This window comes from Streptomyces sp. NPDC098101 (genome assembly GCF_044760185.1).
Classification (GTDB): Bacteria; Actinomycetota; Actinomycetes; order Streptomycetales; family Streptomycetaceae; genus Streptomyces.
In genome coordinates this window covers 499658-518625 of sequence record NZ_JBIWAS010000004.1, presented here as the reverse complement: position 1 = coordinate 518625, position 18968 = coordinate 499658, and the positions used below count along the sequence as shown (strand labels likewise).

The following is an 18968-nucleotide window of genomic DNA, read 5'->3' as shown; positions in this document are numbered from 1 at the left end:
CGGAGAGGGGTGAAGGGGGAGGGGCGGGGCGCCGGCCGGTGCCGGGCCGGTGGCACCGGCGGCGCCCCGCCCGGTCGGTGTCAGCCGCCGGCCGGGGGAAGGTCCTCGGCGGTGAGCGGCTTGGCGGTGGTGAGGCCCGTACCGGTGGGCGTCACCGCGACGAGGTCGCCGGCGGGCGGCCCGTCGTCCTCGGACTCCTCCCGGGGGAGGGTCGCCCTGCGCAGCCCGGGGACGGCGACGGCCACGACCACGGCGGCCGCCGCGCACACCACGCCGTTCACGAAGGCGGCGCCGGCCGGGCTGAACCACTTGGCCACCAGGGCGACTTCGCCGTCTCCGACGACGCCGCCGGTGGTGCCCTGGGCGGTGAGGACGCTGACCATGCGGCCGCGCAGCCGGTCCGGGGTGTTGTGCTGGACGAGGGCGTACTCGAGGATCTCGTACACCGTGCCGGCGGCGCCGCCCACGGCCAGCATCACGAAGGCCACGACGACGCTGCCGCTGAGGCCGAAGCCGACGATGGCCAGGCCGCCGACGAACGCGGCGGTGAGCAGCAGGCGTCCGGGGCGGGCGGCGCGCGTGATCCAGCCGCTGGTGGCGGAGACGACGATCGCGCCGATGGCCGGGGCGGTGTAGAGCAGGCCGAGCATGACGTCGCCGCCGCCGAACCGCTTGTCGATCATCTCGGGGAAGAGGACCACCGGCATGTTGAACACCGCGTTGACCCCGCCGAGGGCGAGCAGTCCGCCGACGACGCGGTTGCGCACCGCGTACCGGAAGGCCGTGAGCGGCGAGCCCGAGTCCTCGGTGTCGTCGTCCTCGTCGTCCTTGACCGGCGGCAGCGGCCGCAGCCTGAGGAGCAGCAGGGTGGTGACGCCGGTGGTGAGGGCGGTGAAGGCGAAGACCGGTGCGGGGCCCGCCAGGGCGAGCAGCACACCGCCGAGGAAGGGGGCGGCGACCGAGCCGATCTCGCCGGTCAGGGAGATCAGGGCACCGGCGGCGGGGAGCTGGTCGGGGCGGACCAGGGTGGGGGCGACGGCCATCAGGGCGGTGACGCTCACCCCGGTGGCGAGCCCGTCCCAGGCGACGCACAGGTAGATCGCCCACAGCTGCGGTTCGGGCGTGAAGGCGTTGACCGCGAGACCGGCGAAGGCGAGGGCGGCGGAGGCGCGGGCCCACAGGATCAGCTTCCGCCGGTCCATGCGGTCGGCCGCCCAGCCGCCCCAGAGGGAGCCCGCCAGGACGGTAACGCTCATGATCATGCTGGAGACGGCGACGCCGAAGCTGGATCCCGTCAGGGTGTAGACCTGCTTGGAGAGGGCCACCATGGCCATGCCGAGGCCGAAGAGGGACACGATCCGGGCGATGAAGATCGCCCGGAAGTCCCGGCTGGTCCGCAGCGGGCCGATGTCGATGAGGAGGTCACTGGCGCGCACGGGACGCTCCCGCCGGCTGCCCGAGGAGGGCGGCCCAGTCGCGGAGGGTGGGACGCTCGGCGAGTTCGACGAAGCCGACCTCGGCGCCGTCGGCCCGCCAGGTCTCCACCAGGCTCATCAGCCGGATCGAGTCGAGACCCTGATCGAGCAGGCTCTCGTCCGGGTCGACCTCCTCGGCCTCGACGTAGAGCACGTCGGCGACGTCGCGCACGAGCCGCTCCAGGGCGAAGGTCTGCTGTCCGGCCGCGTCGGCCATGGTCTGGGTCCTCTTCCGGTCCGATGGATCAAGCTTGGTTAGGTAAGGCTTACCTAAATCACTATCGTGGAGTCAAACAGGCGGGTGCCGCCACCACGGTCTGTTGAAATGTCAGTGACCAGAGAGCGAGAAGACGTTGAGCACAGCCCTGCCCTGCCCGGAGCTTCCGCCGGCCCCCGCCGCCGTCGTCCGGACCGCCGGGAGCGGCGACGTCGAAGCCGTCCGCCGGCTGTCCCGGCCGTTCGTGCGCGAGGGGGCCCTGCGCGACCGGACGGCCGCCGAACTGGCCCTCGCGGCCACGGACTTCCTGGTCGTGGAAGCCGGGCGCGGGGACCTGGCGGGCTGCGTGGGCCTCCGTGCCCGCACCGACGCGCGGGGCGGCCCGGCGGCCGTGCTCTACAACTTCTGCGTGGCGCCCGGACACCAGGGACGGGGCATCGGCTCCGCGCTCCTCGACGCCGCCCTCGGAGAGGCCGGCGCGCGGGGCGCGACCCGGGTGTTCACCGCGACCACCGGCAGCGGGCTGCTGTTCCTGCGGTACGGGTTCACCCCCGGCGGCGACGAGGAGGCGCCGCCCGTGTGGCGTGCCTCGCTCGACCCCGCGCGCGGCTCCCGGATCCTGGTCCGCGCCCTCGGATGACGCGGCCGGGCCCCTCCCGGCCGGGGAGACCGGCCGGGACGCGGCGACGTCAGGAACGGGCGGCGAGGCTGGCCGGACGCAGGTCCGTCCAGTGCTCCTCGGTGTACGCGGCACAGCCCTGCCGGGAGTCCTCGCCGTGCACCACGGTCCAGCCGTCCGGCACCTCGGCGAAGGCCGGCCAGAGGGAGTGCTGGTTCTCGGCGTTGACGAGCACGAAGTAGCGGGCGTCGTCGTCCTCGAAGGGGTTGGTCGCGGTCATGGGTCTCTCCTCGCGCCGGTGCGGCCCCGCGTGCGGCCGCCCGGTGGGGCGGAGCGCGAGGGGCCGGTGGTTCGGGTCGGTGGGGCGCCCGGGAAGCGGGCGTTTAGGTAAGGCTTACCTAAAATCGCCTAGAGGCTAGTGACTGTCAAGTCACTCCCCGGGACCCCTCCCGGTGCGGCGGAGGTGCCCTGATCCGCCCCGCCTCACCCCGTCGGGCGGTCCGCGCACTCCTTGCTCCAGGCCCCCGGAGTGCGCCCGAAGTGCCGCCGGAACGCCAGTATGTAGCCGTTCGTGCTCGTGAATCCGACCTTGGCGGCGACCGCGCCGACCTGGTGCCCCTGGTTCAGGAGTTCCAGCGAGTGGTTGAGGCGCACCCGGGTCCGCCACTCGGAGAAGGCCAGCCCGGTCTCGGACCGGAAGGCCCGCCGCAGGCTGGTCGAGCTGACGTAGAGGCTCTCGGCCCACTCCGTCGCGGTGCGCTGGTCGTCGGGCCTGCGGAGCAGGGTGCCGGCGACGGCGAGGGCGGCCTCGCTGGTCGGACGGGGCAGCGGGAGCCGTACCTCCCGGCGGGTCCGGACGCAGGTCAGTGAGGCGAACATCACCGCGTCGTCGGCCTCCGACGCCGCTCCGCGCGTGCGGGCGAGCAGATGGCGCCGGGTCGCGTCGTCGATCCGGATCGCGGTGGTCCGGGTGTGCGGAAGCCGGTGCGCGGCGGGGTCGAAGCACTCCGTGAGGACCAGGGACTCGGGATCGAAGCGGGCGCTGTGCGGGGTCCCGGCCGGGAGCCACAGGCCCAGGGGGGCGGTGAGTTCGTGCGCGCCGTCCGGCGTGGTGACCGTGATCCGGCCCAGGGGCGCGTACAGGAACTGGTGGAAGTCGTGCACGTGCGTGGAGTGCCCCGTCGCCGTGATGGCGTCCTCGTTCGCCGTCCGTGTCGTGCCGTCGGCCATGCAGGCCACCCCCCGTGGTCCGGGAGCCGGTTCGGACCCCGGCCCCTCGCTGTGATCGGTCGGCCTCCGGGTTGTATTCCCGAAGGTTAGGCAAGGGTAACCTAAGTCGCCGTACGAGCCGTGAGAACAAGGACAACAGATGACACAACCGTCCACGCCGGTGGTGAAAGCCCCGCCACCGGAAGGGAATCGGGGCGCTCCGCAGGTCCGCACCCGGGTCTCCCGGGGCACGGCCGTCGCCGTGCTCGCCGTCGTGGCGGTGTTCGTGACCCTCGTCGCGGGCATCGGGCTCGGAGCCCGGGACATCTCGCCCCTGGAGGTCGTCCGCATCCTGCTCAACCCGGGGGACCAGGCGTTCAACACCCACGTCCTGTGGACCGAGCGCATCCCGCGGACCTTCCTCGGCCTCGCGGTCGGCGCGGCGCTCGGCGCCTCCGGTCTGATCATGCAGGCGCTCACCGCCAACCCCCTCGCGGACCCGGGCATCCTCGGCGTCGAACAGGGCGCCTCGATGTTCGTCGTCTTCGGCATCATGTTCCTCGGCGTCACCGACGCCGGCGGCTACTTCTGGCTCGCCCTCCTCGGCTCCTCCGTGGCCGCCACCCTTGTCTACCTCATCGGGACCCGTACCGACGCCGGAAGTTCGGCCGTCGGCCTCGTCCTCGCCGGCGTCGCCCTCGCGGCCGTGATGTCCTCCCTCATCACCCTCCTCGTCGTCCGCGACAAGGAGGCCTTCGCCCACCTCCGCTTCTGGTCGGTCGGCCAGCTCACCGGCCGCGCCGAGGTCCTGAGCCAGGTCATGCCCTTCGTGATCGTGGGCCTGCTCCTCGCCCTGCCGCTGGGCCGCACCCTCAACATCCTCGGCCTCGGCGACGAGACCGCCCGCGCCCTCGGCGTCCGGGTCGAACGGGCCCGCCTCACCGCCGCGGCCGTCGCCGTCCTGCTCTGCGCCGCCGCCACCGCCGCCGTCGGCCCCGTCGCCTTCGTCGGACTGGTCGCCGCGCACTGCGCCCGGCTCCTCGTCGGACCGGACCACCGCTGGTCCCTGCCGATCTCCATGGCCGTCGGAGCCGTCCTGCTCACCGGCGCCGACACGGCCGGCCGGCTGGTCCTCGACCACGGCGAGGTCCAGGTGGGCCTCATGACGGCCATCGTCGGCACCCCCTTCTTCGTCTGGCTGGCCCGCCGCCGCGACCTGGTGCGGATGTGATGACCGCTCTCGACACCCGGTCCCCGCGACCGGACTCCCCGACCACGCCCGCCGTCGTCGCGCACCTGCGCTCCGACCGCCGCGTCCGCAACCGCCGCGCCGCCGTGACCGCCGCCGTGCTCGTCGTCGCGCTCCTCGGACTCACCGCCGCCTCCGTCCTGCTCGGCGGCATCGGCCGGCTCGACCCCGCCGACGTCCTTCCCGCCGCCCTCGGCATGAGGGACGGACTCGCCGACTACATGATCTTCCAGCTGCGGATGCCGAGGGCGCTCTCCGCGCTCCTCTCCGGAGCCCTCTTCGGCCTCGCCGGATCGCTCTACCAGCGGCTGATCCGCAACCCGCTCGCCACCCCCGACATCGTCGGCATCTCCGCCGGAGCCGGCGCCGGAGCCGCGACCGCGCTGCTCTACGCCCCCGCCGCCTTCACCCTCGGCGTCCCGGTCGCCGCCGTCATCGGCTCGTTCGTCCTCGTCGCCGCCGTCCAGGCGCTCAGCTGGCGCGGCGGGATCGACACGTACCGCCTGGTCCTCGTCGGCATCGGCCTCAGCGCGGTCTGCACCGCCTACACCAACTACCTGTTCACCGTGGCGAACCAGCAGACCATCGCCATCGCCATGCGCTGGACGGTCGGCAGCACCAGCGCCGCCGACTGGAACGGCGTCACCACCCTCGCGGTCGGCTTCGGCGCCTGCGCGCTCGCCGCGCTCTTCATCGGCCGCCCCCTCGCCACCCTCACCCTGGGCGACGAGTTCGCCTCCGGCCTCGGCACCCGGGTGACCGCCTCCCGCGTCGGCGTCCTGCTCCTCGGCGCCGCCGCCGCGGCCCTCGCCACCAGCGTCGTCGGCCCCATCGGCTTCGTCTCCCTGGTCAGCGGACCCATCGCCGTGCGCCTGGTGGGCACCGAACGCTCCACCCTCCTCGCCCCGGGCATCGGCGCCGTCATCGTGCTCGGCGCCGACGTCCTCGCCCAGCACGCACCCCTGATCAGCCCGGTGCCCACCGGCGTCCTCACCGCGCTGCTCGGCGCCCCCTACTTCGTCTGGCTGATCCTTCGACGCAGGCAGGGAGCCTCGTGACACACACCGTGACCCCGCAGACCGAGAGCCCCGAGGCCACCGCGCCCCACCAGCTCGAAGCCCGTGGCATCAGCGCCGGGTACGGGAAGACGCCCGTCATCGAGGACCTGTCCCTGCGGATCGAGAAGGGCCGGATCACCGCCCTCGTCGGCCCCAACGCCTGCGGCAAGTCCACGCTCCTCAAGTCCATCGCCCGACTGCTGCCCCTGGCCGCCGGATCGGTCCTCCTCGAAGGCGCCGACATCCACCGCCTGCCCACCCGCGAGGTGGCGCGCAGGCTCGGCGTCCTGCCGCAGTCCCCGGTCGCCCCCGAGAGCATCACCGTCGGGGACCTGGTCTGGCGCGGCCGCCACCCGCACCGCCAGTTCGGCCGGCGCCGCGACGAGCACGAGGACGTGATCATCGCCGAGGCGCTCAAGGCCACCGGCACCGCCGAACTCGTCGACCGCCCCGTCGACCAGCTCTCCGGCGGCCAGCGCCAGCGCGTGTGGATCGCCCTCGCCCTCGCCCAGGACACCCCCACCCTGCTGCTCGACGAACCCACCACCTACCTGGACGTCGCGCACCAGATCGAGGTCATGGACCTCCTCGCCGACCTCAACGAACAGACGGGCAAGACCATCGTGCTCGTCTCCCACGACCTCAACCAGGCGGCCCTGTACGCCTCGACGATCGTCGCCATGCGCGGCGGCCGGATCATCCGGCAGGGCCCGCCCGAAGAGGTCCTCGACGAACGGACCGTGGCCGACGTCTTCGGCCTCAAGTGCGTCGTCGTACCCCACCCCTACACCGCCAGGCCGCAGATCTTCCCGCTCGGCCGCCGTCACCACTCGCAGGAGAACTGACCATGAACCGCCTCGCCAGACCGTTCGCACGGCGCTCCACCGCCCGTACCCTGATCGCCGCCGCCGCGTGCGCCACCCTGCTCGCCGGCTGCGGCGGCACGGACGACAAGGCCGACGAGAAGCCGTCCGGCGGCGCGAGCACCGGCGCCGCCGAGGCCGCCTTCCCGGTCACGCTCCCCAACGCCTGGGGCAAGACGGAGGTCAAGAAGAAGCCGCTCAAGGTCGCCACCGTCTCCGACGGCGACACCGACATCGCCCTCGCCCTCGGCCTCGTCCCGGTCATCACCCCGGACGCCGAGGACGGCGGCCCCGTCCCCGAGTACAAGCAGCGCGCCATCACCAAGCTCGGCGCCGGCAAGCTCAAGACGTACGACGACACCGACGGCACCGACTACGAGGCCATCGCGGCCGAGGCCCCGGACGTCATCCTCGGCATGAACACCTGGTCGATGGACACCGACTACGCCAAGCTCGCGCCGATCGCCCCGGTCGTCACCTTCACCGACAAGGCGCACTCCGACACCCTCACCTGGCAGGAGCGGCTCAAGACCGCCGCCAAGGCGCTCGGCATGACCGCCGAGGCCGAGAAGGTCATCGCGGCCAACGAGAAGGCCACCGCCGACGCGGCCGCCGCGCACCCCGAGTTCAAGGGCAAGACGTACACCTACGCGGTCGTCCACCCCGAGCAGATCACCTTCATGTCCTACGCGGACCAGGACCCGGGCGTCTTCGAGCAGCTCGGCTTCAAGAAGACGGACAAGGCCAAGAGCTACAAGGCCGACAAGAACGCCGTCAGCCTGGAGAACCTGGACGAGCTGGAGGCCGACGTCCTCCTCATGACGTACCCCTTCGGTGACAACGGCCTGCTCAGCGCCAAGGAGCTGGAGACCAACAAGCTGTTCCAGTCCCTCAAGGTGGTCAAGGGCAAGCACTACGCGGTCATCCCCTCGGAGAACACCCTCTCCTCCGCCGTCGCCTACCCGGACGCCCTCAGCGCCCCCTGGGTCGTCGAGAAGCTGACGCCGATCCTCGCCGGCGCCGTCGCCGGCAAGTGACCCCCGCTCCCCGAAGGGGAGCACCTCACCACCCGCACGGGCCGGGTGGGCCGGGCGCACCGCGCCACCGGCCCACCCGGCCCACCGGTCCGTCCGGACCTACAAGGCCTCCCCGCGCCGCGTACGAAGGAGCAGTACCCATGCCCACCCGCAGCCCCCGCTCGGTCGTCACCTTCCCCATCGTGCTGCGCGAGCTGACCGTGCTGCGCGCCGAGAACCTCACCCCCGGGATGCGCCGCCTCACCCTCGGCGGACCCCAGCTCGACGCCTTCGTCAAGGACGGCCTGGAACTGCCCGCCCTGCGCACCGAGGGCTTCGACGACCACGTCAAGTTCTTCTTCGCCGACGAGACCGGACGCCTCGTCCTGCCCCGGCAGCAGGTGAGCAGCCTCGACTGGTCGGACGGGCGGCCCGTCGCCAAGGACTACACCCCGGTCAGCCACGACCCCGACAAGGGCGAGATCGTCTTCGACTTCGTCCGCCACGACGGCGGCGTCGCCTCCACCTGGGCCGAGAACGCCGCCCCGGGCGACAGCGCCTGGATCGCCGGACCGAAGATGTCCCACAGCCACCCCGAGGGCGCCGACTGGATCCTCGTCGTCGGCGACGAGACCGCCCTGCCCGCCATCGGCCGCTGGCTCGCCGAGATGCCCGAGGGCACCAAGGCCCGCGTCTTCATCGAGGTCGGCGAGGACAGCCACCGCCAGGAGCTGCCCACCAAGGCCGACGCCGAGATCGTCTGGCTCTCCCGGAACGGCGCCCCGGCCGGCACCACCGACCTCCTGGAGCAGGCCGTCCGCGCCGCCGACTGGCTGCCCGGCACCGTCTTCGCCTGGGTCGCCGGCGAGGCCGTCACCCTCAAGGGCATCCGCCGCCACCTCGCGACGGAGCGGCAGGTGCCGCGCGAGCAGACCCACATCACGGGCTACTGGCGCCGCACCGCGCCCGCCGTCCCCGCCGCCGACTCCGCCTCGGCCGAGGCGCTGCCCGACGCCCCCGTGGTGACGGAGGAGGACGAGGACGACGCGCACGAGCGCCTGCACGAACTCACCGACCTGGCGCCCCCCTACGCCATCCGGACCGCCGTCACCCTCGGCGTCTTCGACCTGGTCGACCGGGGTGTGCGCGACGCCGCCGAGATCGCCCGGAGCGCCGGGGCCCACCCCGCCACCCTCAAGGCCCTCCTCGACTACCTCGTGGGGATCGAGCTGCTCGCCACCGACGGCGAGGGCAACTACAGCCTCACCCCGATCAGCGAGGAGCTGGTCGAGGACGACCACTCGGCGGAGGAGTACCACCTGGAGGGCGCCGAGGCCGCGTTCGACGCCTCCCTCTCCGGGCTGCTGAACACCGTCCGCACCGGGAAGGCCGGTTACCGCACCCTCGCCGGGCGCACCCTGACCGAGGAGATGGCCCGGGAGTCCCGGATCGCCGACACCGCCCGCGCCGCCGTCGAGGACGAGGCCCGCTGGATCGGCCCCGGCGTGCTGCGCGCCCACGACTGGTCGGCCGTCACCGAGCTGACCGCCACCGGCCACGGGGTCGCGACCGTGGTCGAGACCCTGGTCAAGGAGTTCCCCGAGCTGCGCGCGCGGATCGTCGCCATGCCCTCGGTGCTCCGGGTGCTGCGCGAGGCGATCATCGACGAGGAGCTGCTGCCCCGGATCGACCTGGTCGCCGGCTCCGGCGCCGTACCGGCCGGCACGCGCACGCTGCTGATGTCGCGCCAGCTGGAGTGGCAGGACGACGAGGACGCGGCGCACACCCTCTCCGAGGCCGCCGCCTCGCTCGCCGAGGACGGCACCCTGCTCCTGGTCGAGCAGGTCGCGACCGGCGACCCCGAGGACATGGAGGCGGTCCTGCACCACCTGCGCCTCAAGTGTGCCTTCGGTTCCGGGGTGCGCGACGCCGAGGAGATCGCGGCGCTCGCCGGGAGCGCGGGCCTCGTCGTGCGCTCCCGCGCCGACGTCGGCTGGGACCACCGCCTCTGGGTCCTGGAGCGCGCCGCCTCCTGACCCCCGGCAAGGCCCGGCGCGTCTCCCGGGGGAGGCGCGCCGGGCGCGTCAGGCGTCGCGCCGGTTCCTGCCGAGCAGCAGGCCGCGCAGCAGGTCGTCGGTCGTACAGACCACGCCGCTGCGCGCGGCCCAGCGCAGGGCCATCTCGTGCTCCTCGGCGGAGTAGTCGGCGACGGCGTCGGCGACGACGAAGGGCTGTATGTCGTTCATGAAGGCGTCGGCGGCGGTCAGCAGCACCCCGAGGTGGGCGTAGACCCCGCAGATGATCAGCTGGTCGCGCCCCTCCTCGCGCAGCAGCCGGCCGAGGTGGCTGCGGAGGAAGGCGTTCTGCCGGGCGTTGGGGAGCAGGTGCTCGCCGGGGCGCGGGGTGAGGGGCTCGATGATCGCGGTGTCCCCGGGGCCGTCGGCGGTCTCCGGCCACCGGACGTCGGCGGCGAGGCCGCGCCGCACGGTCGGCTCGGCGCTGAAGACCACGGGCAGGCCGAGGGCTCCGGCCAGTTCGCGCAGGGCCACGATGTTGCCGACGAGGTCCACGACGGGCGGCTGCTGGGCCGGGAAGCGTCCGACGAAGTGGTTCTGCATGTCGTGGACGAGGAGGGCGGCGCGCTCCGGATCGATGCGCCAGGGGGCGCTGGAGCGGGGGAGGGCCGACCGGTCGGGCATGGCGTAGGAATCGATGGCCGGCAGTCCCATGCTGTTTCCCTCCCTGCCGCGGTGGCCGTGGGCCAAGCGCGTGAAATTCAGTTAGCTTAGCCTAACCTAACCATTTCTGTTTCAGGGTGGGCGAGAATTCGAATTCCTTCCGGCCCTCGCCTGTTACCCGTGGGTACGCGATGATGGCGGCCAACCAACCACACGCGGGGACTTGGGGCAGCGGTGACGACTTTCGACGAACGGACCACGGTGCACGCCTTCCGGGACGACGCCCTGGGGGAACACGACGCGGTCGGTCTCGCGGCGGCGATCCGGCGGGGCGAGGTGAGCGCCGCCGAGGCCGCCCGGGACGCCGCCGAGCGGGTACGGGCCGTGGAGGGACGGCTCCACGCCGTCCAGGCGCACGCCGAACACCCCTCGCCCGGACCGGGAACGGGCCTCCTCGCCGGAGTGCCGACCTTCGTCAAGGACAACACCGACTACCGGGGCCTGCCCACCGGCCACGGCAGCGCCGCCTTCACGCCGGGGCCCGCCCGCCGGCACGCGGCCTTCACCCGGCAGTTCCTCAGCAGCGGCGTCACCGTCCTCGGCAAGACCAGGCTCCCCGAGTTCGGCTTCAGCCCGTCCACCGAGTACGAGGGCGCCGAGCCCGTCCGCAACCCCTGGAACACCGCGCACTCGGCGGGCGGCTCCTCGGGCGGCAGCGCGGCGCTCGTGGCCGCCGGAGCGGTGCCGATCGCGCACGCCAACGACGGCGGCGGCTCCATCCGGATCCCCGCCGCCTGCTGCGGACTCGTCGGGCTCAAGCCGACCCGGGGCCGGGTCGTGCCCAGCGCCCAGGGCCGCCAACTCCCGCTCGACATCGTCTCCGACGGGGTCGTCAGCCGCTCCGTACGGGACTCCGCCGTCTTCCTCGCGGCCGCCGAGCGGCACTGGCGCAACCCGAAGCTGCCGCCGCTCGGCCTGGTGGAGGGCCCCTCGGAGCGCCGGCTGCGCGTCGGCTTCCTCCTCGACTCGCCGACCGGCGTCCCCTCCGACGCCGTCACCCGGGCCGCCGTCACGGAGACCGTGGCGAGGCTCGAACGGCTCGGCCACGCCGTGGAACCGGTGGAGATCGCCGTCGACCCCCGCTTCACCGACGACTTCCTCACCTACTGGGGCTTCCTGTCGTTCCTCCTCGGCACCACCGGCCGCACCCTCGGCGCCGACTTCGACCGCCGCCGCATGGACGGCCTCAGCCGGGGCCTGCGCGCGACCTACCTGGAGAACTGGCGGGGCACCCCGGGCGTCCTGCGCAGGCTCAAGCGCACGAAGGAGGCGTACGCGGCGGCCTTCCGGGGCCTCGACCTCGTCCTCTCCCCGGTCCTCGCCCACCCCGCGCCCCGGCTCGGCCACCTCGCCCCGGACGTCCCGTACCCGACGCTGATCGAGCGGATCCTCGCGTACGTCGCGTTCACGCCGATCGACAACGTCGTGGGCACGCCGTCGCTCTCCCTGCCCGTGGGCGCGACGGAGGACGGGCTGCCCGTCGGCGTCATGTTCGCGGGGCGCCCCGGCGCCGAACGGACCCTCCTGGAGCTCGCGTTCGAACTGGAGGCGGACCGGCCCTTCCGGCGGGTCCAGGACGTGTGACGCCCGGCGGGCCCGGGGTCACTCCGTCACCGGGAGGCCGGCCGTGCGGGCGGCCTCCGCGAGCACCTCGCGCAGCATCTCCCGCGTGAGCCGGCCCGTGAACACATTGCGCTGGCTCACGTGGTAACTGCCGAACACCGTGAGCGGAGGGTCCGCCGGGGAGGCCGGCGCCAGGACCGTCCGCACCCCGTGCCCGAACTTCGGGCGCGGCCGGGGCACCACCCAGCCGGCCTCCGCCAGGGCGGGCAGCGCGGCCTGCCAGCCGAAGCCGCCCAGGACGACCACGGACCGCAGCGACGGGCGCAGCAGCCGCGCCTCGCGGGCCAGCCAGGGGCGGCAGGCGTCCCGTTCCCCGGGCGTGGGGCGGTTGTCGGGCGGGGCGCAGTGCACCGGGGCCGTGACCCTGACCCCGTACAGTTCGAGCCCGTCGCCGGGGCCCGTGACCGTCTCCCGCGAGGCCAGGCCGAGCGCGTACAGCGTCGCGTACAAGAGGTCACCGGCCCGGTCGCCGGTGAACATCCGGCCCGTCCTGTTCCCGCCGTGCGCCGCCGGGGCCAGGCCGCTGATCAGCAGGGCGGCGTCCGGGGGACCGAAGCCGGGCACCGGGCGCCCCCAGTACTCCTGGCCCCGGAACGCGGCGCGCCCCACGCGGGCGGTCTCCTCCCGCCACGCCACCAGGCGCGGGCAGGCCCGGCACCGCACGAGCCGCGCGTCGAGGCCGGCGGGGGTGCGCGCCCGGGCGGCGGCCCGTACGGGACAGTCCTCGGCAGTGCACACGGTCGGTCCGCTCCGTCCGGAAGGGGGAAGTCCTCTCCGGCCCCTACCCACCGTGCGCCGATGGCCGACGGATTGGCGGATTTTCCTCTTGCTCACGCGGAGGCAACCCCCCGTTTCGCCCAACACTTAGGTTAGGCTAACCTACGGCTGTGCGAGCTGGAGAAGAGAGATCCGCGGCCGGCGGTCCCCGCGGCCACGAACTGGCGGCCACGGGAGTCACCGTGGCCTACGAGGGCGTCGACGTCGTCCACGACGCGGCGCTGACGCTGTGCCCCGGCGAGGTCACCGTCCTCGTCGGCCCGAACGGCAGCGGGAAGTCGACGCTCCTGCGGACGATCTCGCGGCTCCAGCGGCCCCGGACCGCCGCGCTCGTCCTCGACGGGGACACCGACGGCCTCGCGCTGTCCCCCCGCGACTTCTCGCGCCACGTCGCCCTGCTCACCCAGGGACGCCCCACCCCCGGCGGCCTGACCGTACGGGACGTGGTCGAGTTCGGCCGCTACCCCTACCGGGGGCGCTGGGGGAAGGCCGACCCGGACGGCCGCACCGCCGTGGACCGCGCCCTCGCCCTGACGGGCGTCGCCGAGTTCGCCGACCGGGGCGCCGAACACCTCTCCGGCGGACAGCTCCAGCGTGTCTGGCTCGCGAGCTGCCTCGCCCAGGAGACCGGCGTCCTGCTCCTGGACGAGCCCACCACCTACCTCGACCTGCGCTACCAGGTCGAACTCCTGGACCTCGTCCGCGACCTGGCGGACGACCACGGCATCGCCGTCGGAGCCGTCCTGCACGACCTCGACCAGGCGGCCGCCGTCGCCGACCGGGTCGTCCTCCTCCACGCCGGACGGGTCGTCGCCGACGGCTCCCCGCAGGACGTCCTGACGGCGGAGCGGCTGACCGACACGTACGGCATCCGCATCGAAGTCGACACCGACCCCCTGACCGGCCGGCTGCGCACCCGCGCCATCGGCCGGCACCACACGCGAAGCGAAAGGCTCACCACCCCCTCATGAGACGCCTCCTCCTCGCCGCGGCCACCACCACCGCCGCGGCCCTCGCCCTGACCGCCTGCGGCACCACCGAGCCCGCCGCGGACAAGAAGGCGGAGAAGACCGCCGAGAGCATCACCCTCACCGACTCCGCCGGCACGAAGGTCGTCCTCGACGGCCCGGCCAAGAAGGTCGTCGGCACCGAGTGGAACGTCGTCGAGAGCCTGATCTCCCTCGGCGTCGACCCCGTCGGCGTCGCGGACGTCAAGGGCTACAAGGCCTGGGACTCCGCCGTCCCGCTGAAGAACGACGCCAAGGACATCGGCACCCGAGGCGAGCCCAGCGTGGAGACCGTCGCCGGCCTCTCGCCCGACCTCATCGTCGCCACCAGCGACCTGAAGCCGGCCGTCGTGAAGCAGCTGCGCAAGGTGGCGCCCGTCCTGGAGCTCAAGTCCGCCGACGGGGCCGACCCGATCGGGCAGATGACGAAGAACCTCGACCTCATCGCGCGGGCCACCGGCACCACCGCCGAGGCCGACCGGCTGAAGAAGGACTTCGAGGCCAAGACCGAGGACGGCAGGAAGAAGCTCGCCGCCGCCGGTCTCGCCGGCGCGAAGTACGCCTTCGCCGACGGCTACCTCAACGCCAACCAGGTCTCCCTCCGGGCCTACACCGGCGGCTCGCTCATCGGCGCCGTCAACGAGAAGCTCGGCCTGAAGAACGCCTGGACCGTCCAGGGCGACCCGGCCTACGGCCTCGGCGCCACCGACGTCGAGGGCCTCACCAAGATCGGCGACGTGCACTTCGCCTACATCGGCAACGACGAGGACCCCACCAGCAACCCCTTCACCGGCGTCCTCACCAAGGACAAGGTCTGGACCTCCCTGCCGTTCGTCAAGAAGGGCAACGTCCACCGCCTGCCCGACGGCATCTGGATGTTCGGCGGACCCGAGTCGATGAACAAGTACATCGACTCCGTCGTCACGGAGCTGACGAAGTAACACCATGGCCGTCACCGCAACCACACCCTCCACCCGTCCCCAGACGGTCACGTCCCGGAGGGGCGCGGCCGCGGTGACGGCCGCACTGGTCCTCCTCGTCGCGGGCCTCGCCCTCGTCGACGTCACCCAGGGCACCGCCGCCGTCGGCGGCGCCGAGGTCTGGAAGGCCCTCACCGGCCGGGCCGACCCCGCCGACGCGTCCGTCGTCGTCGCCTCCCGGCTGCCCCGGGCGGTCGCCGGACTCCTCGTCGGCGCCGCCCTCGGCATGGCGGGCTCCGCCCTCCAGGCCGTCAGCCGCAACGTCATCGCCTCGCCGGACACCGTCGCGGTCAACGCCGGCTCCTACCTGGCGCTCGGCGTCGCCGCCGTCACCGGCGTCTCCCTGCCGCTCTTCGCCACCTCCGGAATCGCCTTCGCCGGCGGCCTGGCCGCGGCCGCCGTCGTCCTCGGCCTCTCCGGCCTCGGCGCGGGCACCGTCCGCCTCGTCCTCGCCGGCAGCGCCCTCACCCTCGGCCTCACCGCCGTCACCGAGGGACTGCTCCTGCTCTTCCCGAGGGAGACGGAGGGCCTCTACCAGTGGAACCAGGGCAGCATCGCGCAGAGCGGCTTCGACGGCGTCCTGCAGATGGCGCCCGTCGCCCTCGCCGCCGTCGCCGGACTGCTGCTGCTCGCCCGCCGGGTCGACGCCCTGGCCCTCGGCGACGACGCGGCCCGCGGCCTCGGCGTCCCCGTCCGCTCCACCCGCGTCACGGCCGTCGTCCTCACCGCGCTCCTCTCGGCGGCCGCGGTCACGCTCGCCGGACCGATCGGCTTCGTCGGCCTGTGCGCCCCCGCGCTCGTCCGCGCCCTCGCGCGCCGCACCCCGCGGCTCCACCGCTCCCGCGCGGGCCTGCCGGTCGCGGGCCTCGTCGGCGCCGCCCTCGTCCTCGGCTCGGACGTGCTGCTGCGCGCCGTCATCCCGGCGGACGTCGCCGTCGCCGTGCCGACCGGCGTCGTCACCAGCCTCGTCGGAGCCGTCTTCCTGATCGTCATGGCCGCCCGGGTCAAGGACACCGCGGGCACCACACCGGTCGACAGGCTGCGCATCAGGAGCCGTACGGTCTTCCTCGTCACCACCGCCGTGCTCGTCGCCGTGCTCGTCGGCGTGGCCGTCGCGGCGGTGCTGCTCGGCGACTCCAAGCTGCTCCTGGGCGACGTCGTGAACTGGGCCCAGGGCCGGGCCGGACGCACCGTCTCCTTCGTGCTCGACACCCGGGTGCCCCGGGTCCTCGCGGCGCTCCTCGCGGGCGCGGCGCTCGCCCTGGCCGGCACGCTCGTCCAGGCCGTCACCCGCAACCCGCTCGCGGAGCCCAACATCCTGGGCGTCTCCGGCGGCGGCGCGCTCGGCGCCGTCCTGCTGGTCACCACGGTGCCGCTGGCCGGCTCGTGGAGCGTGGCCGGCGCCGCGTTCGCGGGCTCCGCCGTCAGCTCCGTCCTGGTCTTCGGCCTCGCCGCGCGCGGCGGGTTCCAGCAGAACCGGCTCGTCCTGATCGGCTTCGGCACGGCCACCGCGAGCGCCGCGCTGATCAGCCTGCTCATCGTCCTCACCGACCCGTTCAACGCGACGAAGGCGCTCACCTGGCTCTCGGGCTCCACCTACGGGCGGACCCTGCCCGACTCGGTGCCCCTCGCCGTGGTCCTGACGGCGGGTCTGGTCGTCGCCTTCCTGCGCCGCGCGGAGCTCGACCTCGTCTCGCTGGACGAGGACACCCCCCGGCTCCTCGGGCTCGACCTCGGGCGCGGGCGCCTCGGCTTCCTGGTGCTGAGCGTCCTGCTCAGCGCCACCGCCGTGGCCGCCGCCGGCACGATCGGCTTCGTCGGACTCGTCGCCCCGCACGCGGCCCGCGCCTTGGTGGGCCGCCGGCACGTGCGCGTGGTGCCGGTGGCGGTGCTCCTCGGCGCGGCGCTGGTCTGCGCCGCCGACCTGGTGGGCCGGGCGGTGATCGCGCCGGCCCAGCTCGGCGCCGGCCTGATGACGGCCGTCATCGGCACGCCGTACTTCCTCCACCTGCTCGTCCGCAACCGCCGCTGAGGGCCCGCTCGTACGCGGCTGCCGCTGGGAACCCGCTCGTACGCGGCCGCCGTTGAGGACCCCCGGGCACGGGACGGCCGCGCGGCCCCGTTCAGGGGCGCGCGGCCGTCCTCGCTCCCGCCTCCAGGTGGGTGTGCACGCGGCGCAGCAGCGAGGAGAGGAGCCGGCGCTCCTCCGCGTCGAGGGGGGCGAGGACCTCGTCGTCCGCCGAGGCGATGTCCGCGCCGAGTTCGGCCAGGGCGGAGCCGCCCTCGGGGGTCAGGCGCACCACGATCCGGCGCCGGTCCTCCGGGTCCCGGGCGCAGTCCACGTACCCCGTCTTGACGAGGTCGTTGACGATCCGCACCAGGTCGCTGGCGTTCATGTCGAGCCGCGCGGCGAGGACGGTCTTCATCTGGGGGCCCAGATCGGAGAGGAGCGCGAGCACGGTGAGGTGCCAGAGCCTTAATCCCCGTGCGGTCAGCCGGTCCTGGAGCCTGCGCCGGGCCGCCTTGCCGAGCGCGTACATCAGGTACGCGTTGAGGTCGAGCACGCTGGGCGGCGTCATGCTCAGGGAGGGCGGCCCGGCCGCCGGGCGCTCCGGGGCCGTGACCGCGGCCTCGACGGCGGTGGTGCCGGGGGCGGGCGGGACGGTGAGGAGCGTCAGGTCGCCGCCTGCCAGGCCCCTGAGCACCTGCGCCCAGTCGGTCGGCATGTTCGATATGCCGACGACGGCGAACCGCGCGCCGTCCGGGTCGTGTGCGGTGCCGGAGAAGACCGGGTGCTCCATCGCTGTTCCTCGCTGTCCACGTGCCGTGCGCGGCGGCCGAACTCCCGCAAGGGCCGCTACGGTTAGGTTAGGCTAACCTAATTTAACTGCAATGTACCGGCCCGCCCCGGGACCGTCCGGGGCGGACCGGTGTTCTGGGTGACCCCCCGTCAGGCGCGGAGGGTCAGGGGTGGAGGGTCAGGGACGGGCGGTCAGATAGCCGCCCATGGAGGTGAAGTACTCGGTGGCGGGCAGTTCGCGGCCGTCCTCGGTCCGGACGCGGGTGATCGCGAGGCCGTGGTTGCGGCCGGTGCGGGCGTCGGCGCCGGCGACGATCACCACGCCCTCGCCCTCCCGGTAGAAGATCCGCCCCGGGGTGCCGCCGTAGCGCTGCTCGGAGACGACGGCGGAGACGACTTCGAGGCGCTTGCCCCGGTGGAAGGTGAAGGCGCTGGGGTACGGCGCGGACTGGGCGCGGACCAGGCGCTCCAGGTCCCCGGCCGGCCAGGTCCAGTCGATCCGGATGTCCTCCTCCGCCCGCTTGTGGAAGAAGGTGGCCCGCGACCGGTCCTGCGGGGTGAACTCCTTCTGTCCCGAGGCGATCAGGTCGAGCGCGCCGACGGTGACCGGGGCGATGAGGTCGACGGTCTTGTGGAAGAGGTCGGTGGCCGTGTCCTTCGGTTCGACCGCGACCGCCTTCTGGAGGACGATGTCGCCGGCGTCGAGCACCTCGTCCATCAGGTGCGCGGTGACGCCGACTTCGGGCTCGTCGTTGAGGAGGGCCCAGATCAGGGGTGAGAAGCCGGCGTACTGGGGGAGGAGGGAGTCGTGGACGTTCAGCGTGCCGTGTCGGGGAAGCGTGTAGATCCGCGGCGGGATCCAGGTGCGCCAGTTGTTGGCGACGATGATGTCCGGGTCGGCCTCCTTCAGGAGCTGGAACAGCTCCTCGTCGTCGGGCCGGTTGCGGATGACCACGGGGACGCCGTGCGCCTCGGCCAGATCGGCGACGGAGTCGCTCCAGATCTTCTCGTAGGCGTGCTCGCTCTTCGGGTGGGTCACCACCGTCACGACGTCGTGCTCGGATTCCAGGAGCGCCTGCAGGGTGCGGTGGCCCCAGGTCTGATAACCGAACATGACGACCCGCATGGGCAAGTTCCTCCTCGGGGAGAGCGGTGGATCGCTCGCAAGTAAAGCAAGCCTAACCTAATGGTGCAACGACGCGAATTTACTGGCCAGTTGACCAGTGGGGGGTGGTCGGTGTCCGATTCGTCCCGTCGACAGTCCGGCCAGATCAGGTTAGCTTTACCTAAGTTCGCTTGGTGGTGCCGTGGTGCCGTCATGCCCGGACTCCGCCGTT

18 protein-coding genes are annotated in these 18968 nt (G+C 73.3%); 10 read left to right on the top strand and 8 right to left on the bottom strand.

The window, feature by feature from the left end:
• Positions 1-80: 80 nt before the first annotated feature.
• Positions 81-1436 (bottom strand): enterobactin transporter EntS, encoded by a 1356-nt coding sequence (gene entS, locus ACIQVI_RS20820; protein WP_351972567.1) that lies wholly within the window; start codon positions 1434-1436, stop codon positions 81-83.
• Positions 1423-1692, bottom strand: a complete 270-nt coding sequence (locus ACIQVI_RS20815) for a phosphopantetheine-binding protein (RefSeq protein WP_403597857.1) — start codon at positions 1690-1692, stop codon at positions 1423-1425. The genes entS and ACIQVI_RS20815 overlap by 14 nt, the downstream gene beginning before the upstream one ends.
• Positions 1693-1828: 136 nt before the next feature.
• Here ACIQVI_RS20815 and ACIQVI_RS20810 point away from each other — a divergent pair, with 136 nt between their 5' ends.
• Positions 1829-2332, top strand: coding sequence for a GNAT family N-acetyltransferase (locus ACIQVI_RS20810; RefSeq protein ID WP_351972565.1), 504 nt, complete (start codon positions 1829-1831; stop codon positions 2330-2332).
• 49 nt (positions 2333-2381) lie between these two features.
• Here ACIQVI_RS20810 and ACIQVI_RS20805 read toward each other — a convergent pair whose 3' ends face one another.
• Entirely contained in the window at positions 2382-2591 is a 210-nt protein-coding gene (locus tag ACIQVI_RS20805; protein WP_121830477.1) for an MbtH family protein, read from the bottom strand.
• 203 nt (positions 2592-2794) lie between these two features.
• The gene (locus ACIQVI_RS20800; protein WP_351972564.1) at positions 2795-3541 is read right to left on the bottom strand and encodes an AraC family transcriptional regulator; all 747 of its coding nucleotides are present in this window, start codon (positions 3539-3541) and stop codon (positions 2795-2797) included.
• A gap of 139 nt (positions 3542-3680) precedes the next feature.
• On the opposite strand from ACIQVI_RS20800, the gene ACIQVI_RS20795 reads away from it, so the two are divergent.
• The 5 genes from ACIQVI_RS20795 (at position 3681) to ACIQVI_RS20775 (ending at position 9742) form a co-directional block, all read left to right on the top strand.
• Positions 3681-4751, top strand: a complete 1071-nt coding sequence (locus ACIQVI_RS20795; RefSeq protein WP_403597851.1) for a FecCD family ABC transporter permease — start codon at positions 3681-3683, stop codon at positions 4749-4751.
• A complete protein-coding gene (locus ACIQVI_RS20790) occupies positions 4751-5827 on the top strand; it encodes an iron ABC transporter permease (RefSeq protein ID WP_351972562.1) in 1077 nt (358 codons plus the stop codon). Before ACIQVI_RS20795 ends, ACIQVI_RS20790 begins: the two co-directional genes overlap by 1 nt.
• The gene (locus ACIQVI_RS20785; protein WP_403597848.1) at positions 5824-6672 is read left to right on the top strand and encodes an ABC transporter ATP-binding protein; all 849 of its coding nucleotides are present in this window, start codon (positions 5824-5826) and stop codon (positions 6670-6672) included. Before ACIQVI_RS20790 ends, ACIQVI_RS20785 begins: the two co-directional genes overlap by 4 nt.
• A 2-nt stretch (positions 6673-6674) precedes the next feature.
• Positions 6675-7727: an ABC transporter substrate-binding protein gene (locus ACIQVI_RS20780; protein WP_403597845.1), complete on the top strand. Its 1053-nt coding sequence runs from the start codon at positions 6675-6677 to the stop codon at positions 7725-7727.
• A gap of 140 nt (positions 7728-7867) precedes the next feature.
• The gene (locus ACIQVI_RS20775; RefSeq protein ID WP_403597842.1) at positions 7868-9742 is read left to right on the top strand and encodes an SIP domain-containing protein; all 1875 of its coding nucleotides are present in this window, start codon (positions 7868-7870) and stop codon (positions 9740-9742) included.
• 48 nt (positions 9743-9790) lie between these two features.
• Here ACIQVI_RS20775 and ACIQVI_RS20770 read toward each other — a convergent pair whose 3' ends face one another.
• A complete protein-coding gene (locus ACIQVI_RS20770) occupies positions 9791-10435 on the bottom strand; it encodes an isochorismatase family protein (protein ID WP_351973412.1) in 645 nt (214 codons plus the stop codon).
• Positions 10436-10618: 183 nt separating this feature from the next.
• Here ACIQVI_RS20770 and ACIQVI_RS20765 point away from each other — a divergent pair, with 183 nt between their 5' ends.
• Positions 10619-12028, top strand: a complete 1410-nt coding sequence (locus ACIQVI_RS20765; RefSeq protein ID WP_403597837.1) for an amidase — start codon at positions 10619-10621, stop codon at positions 12026-12028.
• 18 nt (positions 12029-12046) lie between these two features.
• On the opposite strand, the gene ACIQVI_RS20760 is transcribed toward ACIQVI_RS20765, so the two are convergent.
• Entirely contained in the window at positions 12047-12805 is a 759-nt protein-coding gene (locus ACIQVI_RS20760; protein WP_403597834.1) for a uracil-DNA glycosylase, read from the bottom strand.
• A gap of 149 nt (positions 12806-12954) precedes the next feature.
• Between ACIQVI_RS20760 and ACIQVI_RS20755 the strand changes: the two genes are divergently transcribed.
• From ACIQVI_RS20755 to ACIQVI_RS20745, 3 genes are read left to right on the top strand one after another with little or no spacing between them, the layout of a single operon-like run.
• Complete coding sequence (locus ACIQVI_RS20755) at positions 12955-13815, top strand: ABC transporter ATP-binding protein (RefSeq protein WP_403597831.1); 861 nt, start codon at positions 12955-12957, stop codon at positions 13813-13815.
• Complete coding sequence (locus tag ACIQVI_RS20750; protein WP_351973416.1) at positions 13812-14792, top strand: iron-siderophore ABC transporter substrate-binding protein; 981 nt, start codon at positions 13812-13814, stop codon at positions 14790-14792. Before ACIQVI_RS20755 ends, ACIQVI_RS20750 begins: the two co-directional genes overlap by 4 nt.
• A 4-nt stretch (positions 14793-14796) precedes the next feature.
• Complete coding sequence (locus ACIQVI_RS20745) at positions 14797-16863, top strand: iron ABC transporter permease (protein WP_403597827.1); 2067 nt, start codon at positions 14797-14799, stop codon at positions 16861-16863.
• A gap of 91 nt (positions 16864-16954) precedes the next feature.
• Here the strand turns inward: ACIQVI_RS20745 and ACIQVI_RS20740 are convergent, their stop codons facing one another.
• Both ACIQVI_RS20740 and ACIQVI_RS20735 read right to left on the bottom strand, forming a co-directional pair.
• Positions 16955-17632, bottom strand: a complete 678-nt coding sequence (locus tag ACIQVI_RS20740) for a MarR family winged helix-turn-helix transcriptional regulator (RefSeq protein WP_403597824.1) — start codon at positions 17630-17632, stop codon at positions 16955-16957.
• A gap of 177 nt (positions 17633-17809) precedes the next feature.
• The gene (locus ACIQVI_RS20735) at positions 17810-18757 is read right to left on the bottom strand and encodes a methionyl-tRNA formyltransferase (protein WP_403597821.1); all 948 of its coding nucleotides are present in this window, start codon (positions 18755-18757) and stop codon (positions 17810-17812) included.
• Positions 18758-18968: the final 211 nt, after the last annotated feature.